Genomic DNA, 15,496 nt, shown 5'->3' on the forward strand with positions numbered 1-15,496 from the left:
TTTTATTAATTGCGTACCGCTACGCGATTGATTGAGCACAGGTGTTGCCTGTCAAAGAGTATGCTATAATTCGCATTTTGTAGGTGTACTTTGGAAAGGGTAGGAATGACCATGATCCCTGTGCTTGAGCATTGGAATTCCGATGCCCTGCTTGCGATGCCCTTTGATCAATATCAGCGCTATCGGCTGAGTGCTGAAGCAATATTTTTATTAAAACAAGCTGCTGGCGCACACGATCAGCGCTGGCGGATTCTTGATGTTGGCGGCTTTTTTCCGCCGCGCAATGGTGTAATGCCGTTGCAAGCTTTCTTCCCCGACGACGAAACCTTGGTTGTGGATACTGCCGAGTATGTGGGTGCTGGCTATCAGCAGGCTGATGGCACCAAATTGCCCTTTGATGATCAGGTGTTTGATATTGTGCTTAGTTGCGATACGCTTGAGCATATTCCGTTGCCAGGCCGCAATAGTTTTTTGGCCGAACTGCGGCGGGTGGCCAGCAGAGCGGTTTTTTTGGCAGCACCGCATAATTTAACCAATGTAGCTACTGCCGAAGCGATGTTGCGCGCTTATCTGAGCCAATTGCAAATGCACAACCCCATGCTTGATGAGCATGTGGAATATGGCTTGCCCCAAGCGGCCTTGGTTGAGGCTTGGCTGGCCGCTGAGCAGCTTGATTATCTGGCTTTTGAAAGCGGCTACTTGGCGCATTGGCAATTGCTAATGGTGCTGAAACATTTATTGTTTCGCCAAAACCAACGCGATGCAATGCACGCCAATTTCGATGCGCTCTATAATCAACGCTTTTATACCTACGACCAGCGCGGGCCTGGCTACCGCAAAATCTATTTAATTGCCACCAACGGGCAATTGGATTCCAGCTTGCACGCCTTGGTTGAGCGTTCACTCCAGCCTACGCCAACCGATCCTGCCAGCGATTTGTTGAGCATCGTCTTGCCTGTTTTGACTAGCACCGCCTACGATACTGTGCTGTTTCAGCAAGCCCTTACAGCCCAACTTGAGCAATTCAAGCACGATCAGCAGGCCCAAAGCCAGCAACTAGCACAGGTGCAGCAACAACTTGCCCTACAAGCAAGCAGCTTTGAGCAAATACACGATTTAGAGCGGCGTTTGCTTGATGCCTCGGTGTTAGCGGCGCAGCTTGAGGCCGAAAAACGTGGCGTCCAAGCCCAACTTGAGTATCTGCATTGGCAGCATAGCTTGGTTCAACAGCAGCTTAATCGCTCGCTCCCACAACGCATAACTGATCGTTTACGCCAGCTTTGGAGGAAATTTCGTTAATGAGTCAGCGTCAATTAAACGTCGTTTTCTGGAGCGGTTGTGGCGGTGAAACCCAGCGCTATCGCTGTCAGCATGCAATTGATCAGCTAAAACATCGCGGGCACAAAGCTCAATTGTTTAACCAGACCGATTCGGCGGTTATTTCAGCAATTGCAACCGCCGATCTCGTGATTGCCCATCGGCCCAAAGCCAGCCATTTCTGGGAAACCGTGAAGCAAGCGGCGGCAGGCAAGCCATTAGTTTACGAAACCGACGATCTGTTGTTTGACCCACGTTTGGTCGATTCGATGCCGATTGTTGCCGAAAGCACTGGCTTTGAACGTCAATTTTGGCGTGCTTATGTGTTGGGCAATGGGCCAGTTTTTGAGCAATGTCAGGCGGCAATTGTTAGCACAACCCCGCTTGCAGAGGCAGCAAAAGCGTTTGATAAGCCAGTTTGGACCCACCGCAATGTGCTTGGCGACGATTGGCTGCGCTGGTGCGAAGCGGCATATCAAGCCCGCGAAGCGCACGAGCATGTGACGATTGGTTATTTTAGCGGCACCTTTTCGCACGATGCTGACTTGCGGCTGATTGCGCCAAGTTTATTAAGCCTGTTGCAGCAAAACCCCAAGTTACGCCTCGTTTTAGGTGGCAAAATTACCCTGCCCGAGGTTTTGGCTCCGGTCGCTGCCCAAATTGAGCAATTGCCATTTGTGCCGCTGGAAGAGTTGCCAAGCCTGATGGCGCAGGCCGATATTATTTTGGCGCCCTTGGATGTGGAAAATGCCTTTACCCGCTGCCGCAGCGAATTAAAATATTTGGAAGCAGCAGCGTTACGCTTGCCAGTTGTGGCCAGCCCTATTCCCGCCTTTGCCGCAGCAATTAGCCATGGCAACAATGGCTTTTTGGCCGCTACTGAAGCAGAATGGACCAGCCATCTGCGTAGCTTGGTTGCCGATGCAGGCTTGCGCCAAAAGCTTGGCCAAGCGGCGTATGAGCATGTGCAACGCCACTATACGATTGCCGCTGCCGCCGCCGAATATGAAGCACTGCTGTTGATGATCATTCAACGTTTTGCCACCAATGCGATTCAGCCAGCCAGCCAACCATTAATTAGCCAATTTCAGCGCGATCTATATTTTACTGATCGCTCGGTGCATATGATTACCGGCTGTGATATTGGTAATGCAGGCAATTATCGCTGCCGCCATCGCCAAGAACAGCTCGAATGGTTTGAGATGTATAGCGGCGTTACGAGCCTCTATAACGAACCATTTAAAATTGCCGATAGTGTTAAATTCGGCATTTTAATTTTGCATCGGGTGGCGCTTGATTCGAACATTGAAGCATTAATCAACGCTCATCAGGCGCTTGGTCATCCAGTTATTTTTGATACTGATGATTTGGTGTTTCGCACCGATTTGCTGCATTATATCGATGCGATTAAAGATTGGCCCGCCGATGAGGTTGCGCTCTATCGCGATGGGGTTGAACGCTATCGCAAAACAATGCTGCTGTGTGATGCAGTGATTGTTTCAACCGAGCCGCTGGCCGAACAGGTGCGCGCTTTAGACCTCAACGCCTATGTGGTGCGCAATGCGCTGAGCCAAAATCAAATTAATTATGCTGCGCCTATTGCCACGCAACGCCAAGCCAAACCCGTAGCCCAAGCGAATGATCAGGTTATAATTGGCTATTTTAGCGGCACTGCAACCCATAATCGCGATTTTGAGCAAGTTGAAACTGCGCTGTTGCATATTTTGGCCAAGCACGAGCATGTGCGCTTGCGAATTGTCGGGCCTTTGCAATTATCACCAGCCTTCGATGCGGTTGCTGCACGAATTGAGCGCCGCGATCTGGTGCCGCTCGAACAATTGGCCGATGAGATTGCTGCGGTTGATTTTGCGCTCGCGCCATTGGAGCTTGATAATCCATTTTGTCAATCGAAGAGCGAAGTCAAATATATGGAAGCAGGCTTGGTGGGCGTGCCCTTAATTGCTACGCCAATTGAAGCGTTTACCCATGCGATTACCCACGGGGTCAATGGCATGCTGGCCGCAAACGAAGCTGAATGGATTGCCGCGCTTGAAGCAATGGTAACCGATCCTGCGTTGCGCCAACGCTTGGGCCGCGAAGCCTTGGCTGATGTGTATGAGCGCTATACGCCCAAGGCACGTAGCCGCGAATTGCACAATGCATTGATTCAAGTGTGGGTGATGTATGCCCGCCAAATGTCGTTGATCAAGAGCAATGCCTTGTTGCTTGGCGCGAATAAATCGTTATCGAATGGCACCGAAGTGTTGGTGATGCACATTGATGGCTTAATCACCAGCAATCAAGATTTACATTATCGCGTTCAAGAGCTTGAGCGTGGCAATGCAGAAGCTAAAGCCTATGCCCACCAATTAGAAATTCAGCTGCAAAACATCGCCAATGGCATGTTGATGCAATTGAGTGGCAAAGCCAAAGGGCTGCTTAAACGTCTTGTAAACCGTAAAGGATAGAACCGAGTTATGCAAGTTACTGAACATCCTCGTCTGCGAATCGCTTGGTTGCTGACCGCACCAATTGTTGGTTCTGGCGGGTATACCAATATTTTTCGAATTATTAATCTCTTGGCAAGCTTTGGCCACGAGCAAGTTATCTTTATGAATCCCAGCGATTACCCAACCGAGGCGCTGGATCGGCCTGAGCATTTTGTGCAACGCTATTTTGGCGTGGTGCATGCGCCAATTTATTTTTGGCCGCAAGAAATTAAGGGCTTTGATATTGTTTTAGCAACCCAATGGACGACCACCCAAGGCTTTGAGATGTGCGATCCGGCGATTACACGCGCCTATTTTGTGCAAGATTTCGAGCCATTTTTCTATGCCATGGGCGATGAATGGCTCAGTGCCGAGGCCACCTACAAACAAGGCTGGCCTTGTATTACCTTGGGGCATTGGTTGGCCAAACATTTGCACGAGCAATATCAGGCGAAAACTTTTCCATTTGATTTTGCGGTCGAGCACGAACGCTACTATCCACGGCCTAAGTTGTTGACCAAAAAACCGCGGGTTATTTTTTATGCGCGACCATCAACACCACGCCGCTGTTTCGATTTGGGCATGCGGGCTTTGGCAATTGTCAAAGAACAACGGCCCGATGTTGAAATTGTGCTCTTTGGCGATAAACATCTCAAGCATTTTTCAGCACCGTTCAAATTTACCGCCATGGGCATTTTAAACCCAGAAGAATTGGCTGAGTTGTATGCTTCGGCCACCTTGGGCTTAGTCATTTCATCAACCAACCCTTCGTTGATGCCGCCTGAAATGATGGCATCGGGCTGTCCGGTAGTCGATATTGATCTCGCGCCAAATCACTTTTTGGTGAGCCAAGGCAAAACTGGTTTGTTGGCAACAGCAGAGCCAAAACCACTTGCTCAAGCCTTGTTAAGCGTGTTGAGCGATGAACCATTGCGCCAACGCTTGATCAAGGCTGGCCTTGAGCATGCCAAAACTTTGCGCTGGGAAAGCTCTGCCCGCGAGGTCGAAAAAGCCTTGGTTAAGCTGGTTACAACTGCTTCTGGCGCAATCAACCAACGCTTGCTGACTGATCACGAACATTTGCAAGGTGATGGCGTGAGTGCTGCTTTGAACGCCGATTTTAACATTGGCCAGCGTTTGGTTTGCCAACATGATGGTGTTTGCGGCTTTGAAGTTGCTTTGGCGCAACCAGCCAGTGGCTCGTGGCGTTTACAGATTTACGATGCACTAATTAATCCAAATCGCAGCTTGGTTGATGTAGAATCAAGCAGCATTGATCAACAATGGCTACATTTTGACTTTCCAGCTTTGCCAGCCAGCCGCAATCAAGCCTTGCACTTTGTGGTGAGTTCGACCAACGGCTCAAGCGTGCGCTTTGATTTTCGGGCTGCGGTTGGTGGCTCGTTGAGCTTCAACCATATGCCCCAACTTGGCCAGCTGTGTTGTCGCGTGTTGTATGCAGCTGCCTACGATACCCGTGAGCGTAGCGCCACGCCCGAGGTTGACTTTTTGCGTGCCCAACAAGCGTTGGCAAATAGCGAATATATTTTATTGAGCGAATTTACCGAACGCTTGCATAACTTAATTGTGCCCAAGAAAACATGGCAAGAACGCAGCAAGAAAACCTTGCAATTAATTCGTTCTGGCAAGTTTAATCATCTTGCCCTCGAGGCCAAACAATATGGCCGCTGGATGTACGATCGGGCTAAAGCTCAATTTCGTAATTGGCGCTAAAGCATCGAGCAACGATCAACGGCGATCATTGCTGATTCTTGGTATATTCGTTATCTGTCTGTAGTTAATGAGGAAGAGTGTATGTCGAAATGGTTGAATCGTGCAGTATTGCTTAAGTTTGCGCCAATCTTCTTGGTTATGCTTGGCTATACTGCACGTTTATTGATAATGCCTGTAACTGGACATAATGATGTACTTTTTATGCCATGGCATGCGCATTTTGTTGCCCAAGGCCATTTCAATGTTTATGAACATCTACTGAATACCTATGGCGATAGCGTTATTAATATTCCCGTGTGGGCACCCTATCCCTATGGCTTTTATGCATATACTGGGCTTTGGACGAAAATCTACGATCTCCTTGGTTTAATCGATATTAGTAATTGGTCATCGTCATGGGCGCTTGCCCACCCAATGCGGGCGGTTTTTCTGTTTAAATTGATCTATTTACCGTTCGATATATTAATTGGTTGGGCTTTGAAACGTTATATTGGGATGAGTGCGCTCATTATGTGGGCACTTTCACCAACTGCCTTATATATGCTTTCAATGGGTCAAAACGATGTTTACGCGACTGCTTCGATGGTGCTTGGCACTGCTTTAGTTGGTCAAGCGCTGGCAGCAAACGAGCAAAAACTTCAATGGCGCAGAGCGTGGCAAGCAATGCTAGTTTTAGGCATTGGCGCATCATTCAAGCTGATTCCATTATTTTTAGTTGTACCATTAATTTTATTGCTTAACCTATCATGGACTCGGCAAACTATCCTGTTTATGATTGGCATATTGCCATTTGTGCTCCTATCGCTGCCATTTCTAAGCAGTAAAGCCTATATTACTGGTGTACTATTTAATCCTGAAGGTACACGGATATTTAATGAAGGAAGTTTATTCAGCGAACCTGTCTCATTCTTTTTATTTTCGTATAGTGTCTTGCTGATCTTTTTATTAAATTATCGTCGAACATGGGTCAGCGATTCTGCTTGGTGGGTTACAGCAGCAGTTATGGCAATGTTCTTTTTGTGGATTCATATTCCAACCTATTGGCTCTATTGGTTTATTCCTTTTGCGATTGTTATTGCGCTGCGTTTTGGCTATCGCGCTATCAGCATTTGGTTTTTAGCAGAATTTCTATTTGTCATTCAGATATTTAGTAAAAGCCGTGATATAAACATTGGCTTATCACGCTATTTAGTTAATGAACTGACTTTTATGCATCCGGTGCATGCACTATCGCTGCGCTCACCATTAATTGCACAAATGTTTACCCGTTTTGAAGGATTTATCCAAAGCTTTCAATTGGCCTTATTTGGCTTTGTGCTTGGTTTGGCGGTCTATTGTTTATATCGCGTCCGTCAAGCGCAACCATTGGCGCAAGCACATTCTGGATTACTGCGCTTATTGCCAATTCCGTTAGTTGTTAATATTGGGGTCATTATTGCAGCGATGTTGCTTACGCGCGGCATGGTTATTCCAGCTCCAGCCTTTGCTGAAGCCCATTTATCAGTCCAATTGAACCAAAATACACCGACAGTTGCCCAAAGGTTTACTGGCTCGGAAACAGCATTAACAGGTTTTGCAGTTCTATTTAGAGAACCAAGTAACAATTATCCTAGCATTAACGGCTGTGTTACAACGATTCAAGAAACACGCTGTGCTCCTTTAACTGCACCAAAAGGTGAGGTTTGGGAATATGTTGGCTATAACGTGATTTACCCACCAATGGCTACGTATAATCAACCATATACACTTAGTTTGCAGCTTAGGGAATTAAATCGCAAACTCGATTTAGGCTATCGCTCGAATCAAGAACAATTTAGCTATGGCGATGAAACAATTGCTGGTATTTTGCCGTTTATGCCAATGCATGAATTAAGTTTGAGCAAAGCTATGAGCCAATTAACCCAACATATTCGTAATGATTGGCTCTTTATTCCTATTTGGCTTGTAGTTTATGCGATCGTCATGCTTTTTTGGTGGCGCATGTTGCGTTCTGAAGTTGCTCAACCTACACCAATCACCGCAGAGATTTGATTCAAATGGAATGCTCTGCCATGCAATTGCAATCAATGCCAACCGAAACCCTCAAGGCCTGCCCAAGCTGTGGTGCAACTCAAGCAGATTTGGTTTGGCAGCAAGCAGAAACATTTATTGCTGAAGGCTTAAATTTGTATAGTTGTCGTGCGTGTGGGCAAATTTATCTTAATCCGCGTTTGACCCTTGAAAGCACCACTGTGCTCGAAAACCAAAGCGAGGTGTATGTCTACAGCGAAGCCGCCGAGCAGCAAGAAATAGCATTAAAAGCCAGCATCCTTGCCCATATTGAGCAGCATGGCCAGCTGAAACCTGGGCGGATGCTTGATCTTGGCTGTAATCGCGGCTTGTTGTTGGTGGCAGCGCAACAGCGTGGTTGGCAACCAGTTGGGATTGAACTCTCGCCTGTGGCCGCAGAGATTGCCCGCCAGCGCTACGGTTTGATTGTCTATAGCGACCCAACCAGCCTTGCCCAGCTTGAAGCCTTCGATCTAATTACCTGTTGGCATGTGCTTGAGCATCTGCACGAGCCAGTAGCGTTTGTGCAAGAACTCGCTGCTGCGCTCAAGCCAGAGGGTGTTTTGGCAATCCAAGTGCCAGCCTATCAATTTCGCGATCAGTTTATCGAACAAGGGCAAGCTGGCAGCCTTTTGAGCGTGGTGCATACCTTGTATTTTACTGTGTCAACCCTGACGCGCTTAGTTACCCAAGCTGGCTTGTGTGTGTTTTATTGCAATGAATCGCCAGAATATCGCATGTTGACGGTCTATGCCTGCCATCCACAGGCGTTAATGGCTCGTCTAGGCCCGCCAGCCTGGCTGTTGTATGATTTGCAGCAAGCGACTATGCGTAATGCAGAATTGACAACCCAGCTGCATGAAGCTCAGGCACAGATTCCACCATTAACCACCACGACCAATGAGCTTCAGCAGTATGTGGCGACGCTTGAAGCAACGCTTGCCAACAAAAACGCACATATCGCCCAGCTTGAAAGCCAAATCAACACGCTTGAATCGGGCCGAATACTGCGTTTGCTCAAAGCGTTGCTTCAAGCTAAGCATATTACAAAAGCAAATGAATGAAATATCGATTAGGTTTGTGGGCGCTGGTGTTATATTATCGAACGCTATGCCTTCCTAGTTCGCTGTAGCTGCGCCTCTGATTGCGCGTAACAATGCAGCGGTATTTTCTTTCATGCCTCGTTATGCTTCACATAGTATCAATCCAATTCATGCGCTGTCACTGCGCTCGGAGTTGGCAAGCCAGCTTTTGGCCAAACTTTGCTTGCTAAGCGGAAGCTTACAGTAGGCATTGTTTATTAGCCTGATCGTGCTGGCAGTAATCAAGTTTTATATCGCTATCAGCGGCCATCAAACCAGCGCTACGCCTGAATCAATTTGGCCTAAGCCTAATGCCTGCTACAATGAGTGCACTAAGTTCGCTGCTGGGTGTTTGGAATGCCCGTAACAATGCGATTCGGCCCCGCGAATTTGGCGCGCTGCCCAATCTGTTGGTTCTGGATGCCCAATAACCCTTTATTCAAGGCCCGATCCAATCGGATCAAAGCGAAATAACGGGGTTTGCGCCAGCAAATGCCAAGCTTCAAGCAAGTCGAAGGTCGTTTACCAAATTGTGGCCATGGCGCATGCCCAATTTGCCAACGGCTGGCAGTGCTTAGGTCGTTTATTGCGGGCTGATCTGCTGTTTTGTGCAATTTGGGTGCTGACCACTAGCCTTGGCTTGGTATGCGGTGCCAATTTGGTTGCTCCAGCCAGCCAACGCTGGTATTGGAATGGTCGGAAATTGGCACGAAAATCAAAATAACATTGTGATATAATGAACACAGTAACGCGGAAAGGAACTGTCTATGGCTATTCTGTTGGCGAAGTCGCCACTCTCTGATATTGCCGAAAAAGTTGAAGCAGGCGAACGCCTATCGTTTGAAGATGGAGTTCGTTTGTATCAAACTAACGATATTTTAGCCTTGGGTAAACTGGCCGATACGGTCAATCGCCGTAAGAATGGCGATGTGGTGTATTTTGTGCAAAATCACCGCATTACACCAACCAATGTTTGTGCATTTCACTGTAATTTTTGTTCATTCCGCCGTAATGGCAACGAGCCTGATGCGTTTGTACGTACACCCGAGCAAATTATTGATCACGTTGGGCGTTTGTTTAGCGAACGTACCCGTGAATTCCATATTGTCGGCGGTTTAGTGCCCGATCTCGATGTTGAATATTATGCCGATATTATTCGTGAATTGAAGGATCATTATCCGAATGTTCACGTTAAAGCCTTTACGGCAGTTGAAATTGATTATATGGCGCAAATTTCAAACATGGATTGGCGCACGACGCTTGAGATTTTGCGTAAAGCTGGCTTGGATGCCTTGCCTGGCGGTGGCGCTGAAATTTTCCATCCTGAAGTTCGGCGTAAAATCTGCCCAGAAAAGGTCGATGGTGATGGCTGGCTGGAAATTCATGGGATTGCCCACGAATTAGGCATCAAAACCAATGCCACAATGCTATATGGCCATATTGAAACCCTCGAACAACGGGTTGATCACCTATTGCGGCTGCGCGAGCAACAAGATAAAACTGGCGGCTTTGTGACCTATATTCCGTTGGCCTTCCACCCAGAAAACAACAACTTGGGTCGGGTCAAGAAGCTTGATTGGACAACTGGCTTTGAAGATTTGAAGAATTTGGCGATTGGCCGCTTGTTGCTTGACAACTTTGCCCACGTCAAAGCCTATTGGATCTCGCTTACGCCACGCTTGGCCCAAGTGGCATTGTCGTTTGGGGTTTCCGACGTCGACGGCACGGTGATCGAAGAAGAAATCTATCACGCTGCTGGTGCTAAAACCGAACAGGGAATCTCACGCGCTGAATTAGTCCATCTTGTGACGACAGCTGGTAAAACAGCGGTCGAACGCGATGCCTTATATAACCACATTGCTGTGAACTAATTGCAGGGTTTTGGGCTGTTGCTTGAAACGTTGCGTATCGCGTGAGTCGCCTAGCGTACTCACGCTTTTAAATTATATGCTTGGTGTAATCGATTATCTCAATACCCAACCGATGGATTATGGCATTACCGAGCGCTTGCCGCATGTGCCTGTCCAACGCGGCGTACCAACGGCGATCAACGCGGCAGTTTTGCGCGGTGAGGTTGCTGTTGCGCCAATGTCGGTCTATGAATGGGCCTTGAATGCAGATCAGTTGTTGGTTGTGCGCGATTTTTCGATCGCCACGATTGGCGCGGTGAATAGTGTAAATCTGTTTTCGTGGGCTGCTGATCCGCGCCAGCTTGATGGCCAGCCAGTTGCCTTAACCACCGATTCAGCAACCAGCATTAATTTGCTCAAGGTGCTGTGCGAGCGGCATTATCGAATTCAGCCAGAATGGCGCTCGATGGCCCCCAATCTTGATGCAATGTTGGCTGAATGCCAAGGTTCATTGATGATTGGCGATAAAGCCTTGGTCGAAGCGACAGCGCGTCGCCATTTGGGCGAACGTGGTTTGCCCTACTTCTTTGATCTTGGTGATGAATGGCTGAAACTGAGCGGTTTGCCGTTTGTATTTGCGGTGTGGGTTGTGCGGCGCGATCAGGCTGAGGCGGTGCGCGATGCTGGAATTGTGCCAGCGTTGCGGGCTGCCAAAGCCGAAAATTTGACCCGTATCGATGAACTTGCTCAGTTTTATGCGCCACGAATTAATATCTCGCCTGGCGTGTGTGCCAAATATTTGCGCGATTTGCGCTACCACCTAACGTCGGTTGATTTGGAAGGCTTGCACACTTTTTTGCGTTATGCAGTGCCTAGTTTTCAGCCAAGCCAACTGGAGTGGTTTAGCGAATAAGTGATTAAATCATCACGATGACCAATGATTCGTCACCATTCCGTCCCGCCGCTGGCGGGAAACGCAGGGGGTTTTCAGCCCCCTGCAACCCCAAATATTCATGGTTTAGAATGTTGCTGTGCTTCTGTAACTCAAGCCTTCGTGTTCTTCGCGGTTTATCACGAGGGTTAAGGGGCTGGACTCGGGTCCGTGTTTAATGCCCAACGTCTTTGCCAAACCCGATCATGCTTCCGATAGCCAAAAGCCAAGAGCCTTATCCTCTGCGCTAATAATTGATCTACACCGCGCACGAAGGGGAAATTGGCTATAGGCTATTGGCTGATGGCTTTTGATTTCATCCATCATAATTCTGTCCTTATATTCTCTGCTCTTTGTTCTTTTGCCCTCATCCCTCATAATTCATCCTTTAATCTAGCCACAGATTGCACAGATTATTGGGATTATGTTTCCTATAGCCAACAGCCGATAGCCCAACCCCCAGCCCCTTATCCATATGTTCTATGCTCTCTGTTCTATGCTCTTTTCATCCCTCGTTCACTCAGCTTTGTGCACGCTGTAGATTGTTTGGAGTTCGCGTTTGCCTTTGAGTTGAACTGGCTCTAGTTGTTCCAGTTTGGCTTGATGTTGCTGCAAGCGTTGGGCCAACTGCTGTGTGATGATAATTTGGCCAGCCTCGGCGATCGCCACCAACCGACTGGCGGTATTGACCACATCGCCAATCACGGTGTAATCCATGCGCTGGGCCGAGCCAATATTGCCAACCACCGCCCGCCCACAGCTCATGCCAATGCCCAAGCCAATCGGATAGCCAAAGCTTGCTTGCCATTCTGTTTGCAAGCTGGCAAAAGTTTGCTGCATATCGATTGCGGCGTTGATTGCGCGCTCTGGATCGTTGGCTAATGCTCGCACCGAGCCAAATACTGCCATCAAACCATCGCCCAAAAATTTATCGATAATTGCATCATAGCGATAAAGCACTGCTGTCATTTCATCGAAAAAGCGATTGAGAATTTGCTTGACTACCACTTGCGGCGCGAGATTTTCGCTCAGCGCCGTAAAGCCGCGTAAATCGGCAAATAACACCACGATGTCACGCTCGCTTGGCTCGCCAAAACCGCCTTCGCTCAACAACTGTTCGACCAGTGGCGGCGCCATGTAGCGTTGTAAATCGGCGCGCAAGCGTTCGAGGCGTTGGGCTTGGAGTTGCTGGTTTTCCAAGGCTTGGGCAAATAAGGTGGCAAGGGTTTGCAGCAAATTATGTTCGTTCGAGCGCCAGACATACTGATCATCAGCAGGCTTAATCAACAAAAGGCCTTGTAAGCGTTCAGCACTATACAACTGAGCAATAACGATCGTGTTAATCTCTGCTTGACGTAATGCTTGGCCTAAAGCAGAAGCATGCTGCTGTTTAAACAACTGGACGCGATGTTCGTTGAGACTAGCCAACAGTTCGGGCAGGGCTGGCAGTTGGTCAAGCCATGGCCTTGGGTAGGCAATGCTCCGCGTAATCTGGCGCTGATCGTGATTGATTAACAGCAGCATACTTTGGGGAGCCTGAAAAATTGCCGCAACCTGTTGCATAATCTCGTGAAATGGCGGCTCGCTGCTGGCGCTGGTCAGTTGCAGGGCAATTTCATTAACTTGGTTAAGTTGTTGAATATATTCTTGTTCGCGCAAAAAGAGCTTAGCGTTATCCAAGCCGACAGTCAGTTGGACTGCAACCGCGCCTAAAATCGATTGAGTCAGGCCATCCAAGGCACTGAGATCGCTATGGCCAACGACTAAGAGGCCCTGAATACCTTCGTGGGTATGCAAGGGCACAATTAACTCGGCCACAATTTGCGGCTCGGCCCATTGATAATCCAAGCAAAATTGGCTGGCATCGCTGCTAAGCCAGCTTTGATATTGCTCTAAGGCTTGTAAAATCGGCGGTTCGATGATTAATATTTGGTTGTATGGGTTGTGGGCGAAATTATGCGTGCCAGCCCGCAGCATAAATTGGTCGTGCTGCTTGAGCAAAATTGCCACGCTGTTGAAGCCAAAACTATGGCGCACTAACGACGCCACCAAGCGCAACAACTGATCAGGGGTCATTAATTCGGCGAAATTACGGCCTAGCTCAACCAGCAATTGCAATTGGTTGGCCCGAGTATGTTCGCGCGCGAACAGCCGATTGTTGTTAACTGCGGTTGTGCCATGATTGGCAAAGACTTCGAGCGCTTGAATCGTGGCCAAATCGGGCGTGATCAGATTATTCGGCAGATCGACGATCATCAAGCCAAGTAATTGTTGCGGGCTACCCAAAGGCACAAACAAATAATCAGCTTGGCGAATACCAGTTGCGCCAAATGGAAGGTGGTTGGTTTCTTCGTCATCGAGGGTATAGCCCGACGGCACAAAATACGAGCGACTAATCCGAAAGCGCTCACGCAGCAGCGGCACGATGCTTTGCTGAATCTGCTCATTGGTCCAAAGTTGCTGAATTTGCTCACGCTGAACGCCTGCTACGCCTTGGGCCGCCTCAACGTCATCAATCCCAAAGACGTGAATAATCACTTGGCGAAAGCCCAACGAGCGATGAATTGCCTGCGCTAGCTCGTTCAACACCTCATGCAATGGCAAATTGAGGCTTAAGCGTTCGCCAACATTCAGCAATTCTTCGAGCATTTGCGAGCGGCGTTCGAGCAGGCCTTTTTGCTGAACGGTGGTCTGAAACAATTGGGCATGGGTAAAAGCGGTAACGCTTTGATTGCCAATATTTTGGGCTAATTCAAGCTGATCTTGGGTAAAATAATTAATCCGCGTATGCGCCGCCGTAATCACGCCAATCACAATGCCTTGGTGAATCAATGGCACCGAGAGAATCGAGCGGGTGGTATCAATCCGGCGATCCATCGAGATCCAGCGTGGGTCGCGGGCAGTATCGCTGATGATTAACGGTTTCCTGGCTCGCATCACCCAGCCTGCTACGCCATCGCGAATGACCCGTTGAATGCTTTCTGTATTCAGGGTTTCTTTAACTGATGAGGCATAAAATGGCGTATTATGGTCGTTGACCAAAATGATTGAGGTGCGAATTGCGCCCAAGGCATTGGCCAATTGCAGCACCAAATCGCGTAAAATGCTGTTAATATCGAGCGAGCTATTGAGCGTTTGGCTAATGGCATACAGAATATGCATTTGGCGGGTTGATTCTTCGAGGCCGCGGCGATTTTTTTGCAGCCGCATCATCACCCGTAAGCGTGCCAACAGCTCGGATAACTCGATTGGCTTGACCAAAATATCGTCGGCGCCTGCATCGAGTGCAGCAACTTTGGTGCGCAAATCGCCAAGCGCGGTAATTTGAATAATCGGAATAAACGGGATGGCGGGATTACTGCGCAAATGGCGGGTCAGATCAACGCCATTCATACCAGGCAAGGAAATATCCAACAAAATAATATCTGGTGTAATGACGCGCACAAATTGCAACGCTTCTTCGCTACTATTGGTCAATGAAACCCGATAGCCAGCATCGCGCAGCAGCAATTGAAACATGCGGCTAATACTGAGGTCGTCTTCGACGATTAACACATGGCCATTGCTTGCATCAGGCATGAAGGTTCTCCACTTGGGTCACTGCCCTCATTGTACGAGGTGTTTTGGCGTTTGACAATGGTATAAAGCCAAGTACGATCATAGTGCACCATTATCTCTATCCGGCGGTGCATATGGAGGTTTCTTGTGAGTAAACATGTTGTCGTCTATGGTCGAACGAGTTTTTGCCCTGATCTTGCTCGTTCGCAACGGTTTTTAGAAGCCAATCAGGTTGCCTACACCCAAATTAATATCGATCAAGATGACGCTGCTGGCGCGTTGGTCGAGGGCTGGGTTGGCTATCGGAGTGTGCCTACGATTGTGGTTGCCGAAGCTGGCAGCAATTTGCCCTTTGAAGAGCCAGCTCCCTTGCCAGCAGGCCGCGAAGCACGCTCGTTTGATCGTGGTACCGTTATCACCGAACCAAGCGATGAAGCCTTGAGTGGTTTCTTGAAGCGCAACGGTTTGTTGAGTTAAGCGTAGCTT

The 15,496-nt window shown here is 48.4% G+C and carries 10 protein-coding genes; 9 read left to right on the forward strand and 1 reads right to left on the reverse strand.

Going from position 1 to position 15,496, the window contains the following annotated elements; translation table 11 throughout:
* Positions 1 to 105 precede the first annotated feature (105 nt).
* From SE18_RS18730 to SE18_RS18765, 8 genes are all read left to right on the forward strand, one after another.
* Positions 106 to 1,299: a class I SAM-dependent methyltransferase gene (locus SE18_RS18730; RefSeq protein WP_083470011.1), complete on the forward strand. Its 1,194-nt coding sequence runs from the start codon at positions 106 to 108 to the stop codon at positions 1,297 to 1,299.
* A complete protein-coding gene (locus SE18_RS18735; RefSeq protein ID WP_054535997.1) occupies positions 1,299 to 3,785 on the forward strand; it encodes a glycosyltransferase family 4 protein in 2,487 nt (828 codons plus the stop codon). The genes SE18_RS18730 and SE18_RS18735 overlap by 1 nt, the downstream gene beginning before the upstream one ends.
* Before the next feature lie 9 nt (positions 3,786 to 3,794).
* The gene (locus tag SE18_RS18740; RefSeq protein ID WP_054535998.1) at positions 3,795 to 5,540 is read left to right on the forward strand and encodes a glycosyltransferase family 4 protein; all 1,746 of its coding nucleotides are present in this window, start codon (positions 3,795 to 3,797) and stop codon (positions 5,538 to 5,540) included.
* An 81-nt stretch (positions 5,541 to 5,621) separates the two neighbouring features.
* On the forward strand, positions 5,622 to 7,571 hold the full coding sequence (locus SE18_RS18745) for a nucleoside-diphosphate sugar epimerase/dehydratase (protein WP_054535999.1): 1,950 nt from the start codon (positions 5,622 to 5,624) through the stop codon (positions 7,569 to 7,571).
* A 20-nt stretch (positions 7,572 to 7,591) separates the two neighbouring features.
* The gene (locus SE18_RS18750; RefSeq protein ID WP_054536000.1) at positions 7,592 to 8,653 is read left to right on the forward strand and encodes a class I SAM-dependent methyltransferase; all 1,062 of its coding nucleotides are present in this window, start codon (positions 7,592 to 7,594) and stop codon (positions 8,651 to 8,653) included.
* A 556-nt stretch (positions 8,654 to 9,209) separates the two neighbouring features.
* Entirely contained in the window at positions 9,210 to 9,395 is a 186-nt protein-coding gene (locus SE18_RS18755; protein WP_054536001.1) for a ubiquitin family protein, read from the forward strand.
* 43 nt (positions 9,396 to 9,438) lie between these two features.
* Positions 9,439 to 10,542: an aminofutalosine synthase MqnE gene (mqnE, locus tag SE18_RS18760; protein ID WP_054536002.1), complete on the forward strand. Its 1,104-nt coding sequence runs from the start codon at positions 9,439 to 9,441 to the stop codon at positions 10,540 to 10,542.
* A 76-nt stretch (positions 10,543 to 10,618) separates the two neighbouring features.
* The gene (locus SE18_RS18765) at positions 10,619 to 11,434 is read left to right on the forward strand and encodes a menaquinone biosynthetic enzyme MqnA/MqnD family protein (RefSeq protein ID WP_054536003.1); all 816 of its coding nucleotides are present in this window, start codon (positions 10,619 to 10,621) and stop codon (positions 11,432 to 11,434) included.
* Positions 11,435 to 11,968: 534 nt separating this feature from the next.
* Here the strand turns inward: SE18_RS18765 and SE18_RS18770 are convergent.
* On the reverse strand, positions 11,969 to 15,031 hold the full coding sequence (locus SE18_RS18770; RefSeq protein WP_054536004.1) for a GAF domain-containing protein: 3,063 nt from the start codon (positions 15,029 to 15,031) through the stop codon (positions 11,969 to 11,971).
* A 126-nt stretch (positions 15,032 to 15,157) separates the two neighbouring features.
* On the opposite strand from SE18_RS18770, the gene SE18_RS18775 reads away from it, so the two are divergent.
* A complete protein-coding gene (locus SE18_RS18775) occupies positions 15,158 to 15,487 on the forward strand; it encodes a glutaredoxin family protein (protein ID WP_054536005.1) in 330 nt (109 codons plus the stop codon).
* The last annotated feature ends 9 nt before the right edge of the window (positions 15,488 to 15,496 follow it).

The sequence above is a fragment of the Herpetosiphon geysericola genome (assembly GCF_001306135.1).
Taxonomy (GTDB): domain Bacteria; phylum Chloroflexota; class Chloroflexia; order Chloroflexales; family Herpetosiphonaceae; genus Herpetosiphon; species Herpetosiphon geysericola.